The 4382-nt window shown below is 59.5% G+C and carries 5 protein-coding genes and 1 pseudogene; all 6 read right to left on the bottom strand.

Going from position 1 to position 4382, the window contains the following annotated elements:
• Positions 1-263 (bottom strand): transposase (locus tag AWU74_RS04125; RefSeq protein WP_162504784.1); only part of this gene is annotated, 263 nt, incomplete at its 3' end.
• 790 nt (positions 264-1053) lie between these two features.
• Entirely contained in the window at positions 1054-1989 is a 936-nt protein-coding gene (locus tag AWU74_RS04110; protein ID WP_062327922.1) for an MOSC domain-containing protein, read from the bottom strand.
• A 147-nt stretch (positions 1990-2136) separates the two neighbouring features.
• The gene (locus tag AWU74_RS11530) at positions 2137-2307 is read right to left on the bottom strand and encodes a hypothetical protein (protein WP_187150825.1); all 171 of its coding nucleotides are present in this window, start codon (positions 2305-2307) and stop codon (positions 2137-2139) included.
• Between the two features lie 271 nt (positions 2308-2578).
• Complete coding sequence (gene moaA, locus AWU74_RS04105) at positions 2579-3556, bottom strand: GTP 3',8-cyclase MoaA (protein WP_062327919.1); 978 nt, start codon at positions 3554-3556, stop codon at positions 2579-2581.
• Complete coding sequence (gene moaC / locus AWU74_RS04100) at positions 3549-4040, bottom strand: cyclic pyranopterin monophosphate synthase MoaC (RefSeq protein WP_162504783.1); 492 nt, start codon at positions 4038-4040, stop codon at positions 3549-3551. The genes moaA and moaC overlap by 8 nt, the downstream gene beginning before the upstream one ends.
• A 195-nt stretch (positions 4041-4235) precedes the next feature.
• Positions 4236-4382, bottom strand: a pseudogene (locus AWU74_RS10255) (transposase); the annotation flags it as partial.

Raw genomic sequence — 4382 nt, 5'->3', positions numbered from 1 at the left:
GCGGCGTCCGCCAGCATTCTCCATATTCCCTTATCCCGCCAGCGACAAAACCGCTTGTGTATGCTGTTCCAATTCCCGAATTCCGGCGGTATATCCCTCCACGGAGCGCCCGTGCGCGTCTGCCACGCTACCGCGTTGATAAACAGGCGGTTATCTTTCGCCACTCCCCCGCGTTTCCCTGCCTGTCCGGGCAGCAGTTCTTTTATCCGTTCCCACGCCTCGTCGCTTATATCGTGCCGGTGAATGCCTTCATTTCTTTTCATGCCTCTATTTTACCTCTTTTCCCTTATCCAGTCCACACCACCTAGAGGATACTCCTTCTGGTTTTGTTCATCCAAATGCATGAGAAGCTTCTCATTATAAAAATTATGATGAAAATGGATGGGTTAGTTTAGCCCTTGGGGACGTGAATTATAGCGAAGTTCCTATTTTAGACGGTGTTTTGATAAAAGATATTTTCTACCATAAAAGATGGGGAATTTGCAGGAGTTGAAACACTTGTTTTAGTTTCCCCTTATTTGTATTGGCGGGATAAAGCATATTCTATATTATCGGGATACGATTTTTCTGTTTTAGTTTCTGAAACAGACAGAGAACAAAGGACTTCTGGGTGAGGAATATGCTATTCCTGAAGAAGCTCCGTTTATTTATCTTATTTATGTAGAGTTGGATAGGATTAAAACTGCTCGCCATTCTCTTCAAAATAGAGAGGGGTTTCCATATTATCCGGATAACGGTCAATAATGGTGGAAACAGTAACACCTCTTGGCGGGATATTCAGGCGGGGAGGCGCGCGGGCTTCCCCGCTTTTTTTATGCCCAGCGCACCCTGCACGCCTCTCGCGGGTTTGCGCATACCCGCGTATGAGTCACGGAACTTCGGGTATGCGTCACAGAACTCCGGGTATATGCGGCATAATTCCGGGTATGAGTCGCTCCGACTCGGGTGTGAGGCGCGGAAATTCGGGTATATGCCGCGCATATTCGAATAGGAGGCGCATATATTCGAATATATGCGGCGGAAACGCGCGTAGGAACGGCACAGAATCCCGCGCTACCCGCGGGTAACGCCGCAGTCCGCGTCCCGTCCGGTCAGAATGTCCAGACCGTGCCGCAGGTCGCCGATGATAAACCCAAGGCATTCCCGCACCGCCTTTGTGCTGCCGGGCAGGTTGACTATCAGCGTCCGCCCCCGAATCGCCGCCGCCGCGCGGGAAAGCATTGCCCGCTTCGTCACGTCCGCGCTCTCGCGCCTCATGGCTTCGGGAATGCCGGGCACGGCGCGCTCCGCCACCGCGAGCGTCGCCTCCGGCATACAGTCCCGCGGCGAGAAACCCGTGCCGCCCGTGGTCAGCACCAAGTCGGCAATGCCGCCGTCGCAGAGCCGCTTCAGCTCCGCTTCCAGCAGCGGGCGGTCGTCGGGCAACAGCGCGCGGCTCACCACCGCGTAGCCCGCAGCTTCGGCGATTTCACGCACCGCCTGCCCGCTCGCGTCCTCGCGCTCTCCGCGCGCCCCGGTGTCGCTTGCGGTGATGATTCCCACGCGGTAGCCGGGCGCGGGCAGCTCCGCCGTCAGCTCGTCCCCCGCGCTGACGGTTCCGCCCCGAATGACACGGGCGAACACCCCCTCGCGCGGCATAATACAGTCGCCTAGCCGCGCGAACACCGCGCAGTGCCGGTGGCACTCCTTGCCGACCTGCGTCAGCTCCAGCTCGACGCTCCCGCAGCGGAAGCGCGTGCCCACCGGTAGGCTGCTGAAGTCTATGCCGTCCACCAAAAGGTTTTCCCCGAACGCGCCGTCCTCCGCCTGCGCCCCGCGCCTGCGGAACTCCTCGACCTTCCCGCGGGACAACAGGCTCACCTGCCGGTGCCACGTTCCGGCGTGCGCGTCTCCCCGCAGTCCGTGCTGCGCGACGAACTCCGCCGTCCCGACGCTGTGCTTCGCCGTCCCCCGCTCCGCGCTCAGGCAGACCGCCCGTACCGTTCCCACAACCCGCTCCTTTGCGTGCCGCTCCCCCGCTGACCTATGGCATAAACCTGCCGCCTAGAGAGGATTTTCCCCTCGCTCGCCCTTGAGCCGCCCGCCGCCGGCGTATAGCGCAGACCTGTTGCTGGGAGAATTATTATTCCCACGTGGTTACTTAGATTCGGATTCGTCAACAAAGATTAATTCTGGCAAATAAATTACAGAAGGTTGCAATTCTTCTACAGTCAAAGTTTTACTGTCCACTAAATCTACCACTGCTTTGTCGGTACCACCCACCAACTGAAACAAACTCAGAAAAAGAAAAACAGCCATAACCGTCATATTACACCCCATTCATAAGGAATCAATATAATCTAAATCTTGAAATTGAGTTAAAAGAAATCTTTTATCTAAGTTATAGAGGTTTTCCCTTCTGCCCCTTTCGTCCTGCCGATTCAGGGGACGCGCTGCCGGATAATGCCCCGCCGATTCACAGCCTCTTCGTCAGTCGGGCGCTTGCGCGTAAAACCACTATGACGCGCCCTTCGCGTGCCGTTGGGCCGCCGCTCTCCAAAGCGCAGACCCGCCGTAGCGCGGGAGAACGTGCCCGTATTCACCCGCCGACGAGGAACATCTCGTCCGCGCGGTGGTCCTCTATGCCGTACCGCGCCGAAAAGCTGTGCGCCCGCGGCTTCCGCCGCACCAGTTCTTGCGCCGCCTCCGCGATTTCCCCGTCGTCCGCGCCGCGCCGGAGCAAGGCGCCCAAGTCGGCACTGCGCCCGCTCGACAGGCAGGCTTTCAGCACGCCTGCCGACGTGAGCCGGAGCCGGTTGCACCGCTCGCAGAAGCCCCTGCTCACAGCGCCGATGAAGCCGATTTTCCCCGCGAACCCTTCGGCGGCATAATACTCCGCCGGACCGTTCCCCAGTCTGCCCCGAAACGGCGAGAGCGCGCCGTATTCGGCTTCGAGCGCGGCGCGGACTTCCGCCTCGCTCAGTCCTTGAAACGCCGCCGCCCTTCCCGCCGGTATAAGCTCGATAAAGCGCACCGCTATGTCCCGCTCCTTCGCCAGCCCCGCGATACGCACAACCTCGCCGTCGTTCAGCCCGCGGATAGGGACGCAGTTGATTTTGAGCGGCAGTCCCGCCGCGTATGCCTGCCCGATAGCTTGAAGCACCTGTTCCAGTCCGTCTCGCCGCGCAATACGGCGGAATATGGCGGGATTCAGCGTGTCGAGGCTGACGTTTATTGCCCCGATTCCCGCGTCCCGTAGCCGGCTGAGGAAGCCGCCGAGCAGGATTCCGTTCGTGGTGAGCGTTATCTGTTCGACGCCCGGAATCAGCGCAAGCGCGCGGACAAGCGCGCACAGCCCGTTCCGCAGCAGCGGCTCGCCTCCCGTGATTTTGACGCGGCGAATGCCGAGCCCGGCGAGGATGCGGCAGAGGTGCGCACACTCCTCCAAACCCAACACGGCTTCGCGGGGGAGCTGCGCTGCGCCTTCTTCCGGCATACAGTATATGCAGCGCAGGTTGCACATATCGGTAAGCGACAGGCGGAGGTAGTCGAGCGCCCTGCCGTAGGGGTCAGTCACGCGCGGCTTCCCGCGTAAAATGCCCGCTCCTGCCGCCGGACTTTTCCCACAGCCGGATATCGCCTATGACCATTGCCCGGTCTATTGCCTTGCACATATCGTATATGGTCAGAAGCGCGACGGATACGCCGATCAGGGCTTCCATTTCCGCGCCGGTTTTGCCGAAGAGCTTCACCGTGCACGACGCCTCGATTTGCGCGGCTTCTTCCCTGACGCTGAAGTCGACCGTGCAGGCGTCGAAGTTCAGGGGGTGGCAGAGGGGAATGAGCGACGCCGTCTGCTTTGCCGCCATGATTCCGGCGAGCCGCGCCGCGCCCAGCACGTCGCCTTTTGGGGCAGTGCCGCCCCGTATGGCGCGGAGCGCAGCGGCGTTCAGCGTGATTGTCCCCCTTGCGACCGCCTCGCGCGCGGCAACGGGCTTCGCGGACACGTCGACCATGACCGCGTTGCCGCCGGAATCGAAATGGGTGAACCCGCTCTCCACTGCCTGCCCGCCTCTGCTGTAATCGCGGCGAATTATAGAGCAGAATACGCGTCCGCCGCAAGCGTTCGGCGTGCCGTCGCTTCGTAAATACAGAAAAACCTATTTGTAAAAAAAGATGTTCCTATACGCAAGATACGCTTTGAGCAAATGTTTGTTAAAAACAGCGAATGCCGCGCCCGAATTTGCGTGTATCATAATCGCGGCGTCCGCCAGCATTCTCCATATTCCCTTATCCCGCCAGCGACAAAACCGCTTGTGTATGCTGTTCCAATTCCCGAATTCCGGCGGTATATCCCTCCACGGAGCGCCCGTGCGCGTCTGCCACGCTACCGCGTTGATAAA

Source organism: Treponema endosymbiont of Eucomonympha sp. (genome assembly GCF_001028545.1).
Note: the sequence above shows the minus strand (reverse complement) of the source record. Positions and strands in the feature narration are given on the sequence as shown.

Coding starts and splice junctions, on each gene's coding strand:
- AWU74_RS11530 (WP_187150825.1), bottom strand. CDS start 2,307: ATGACGGTTATGGCTGTTTTTCTTTTTCTGAGTTTGTTTCAGTTGGTG.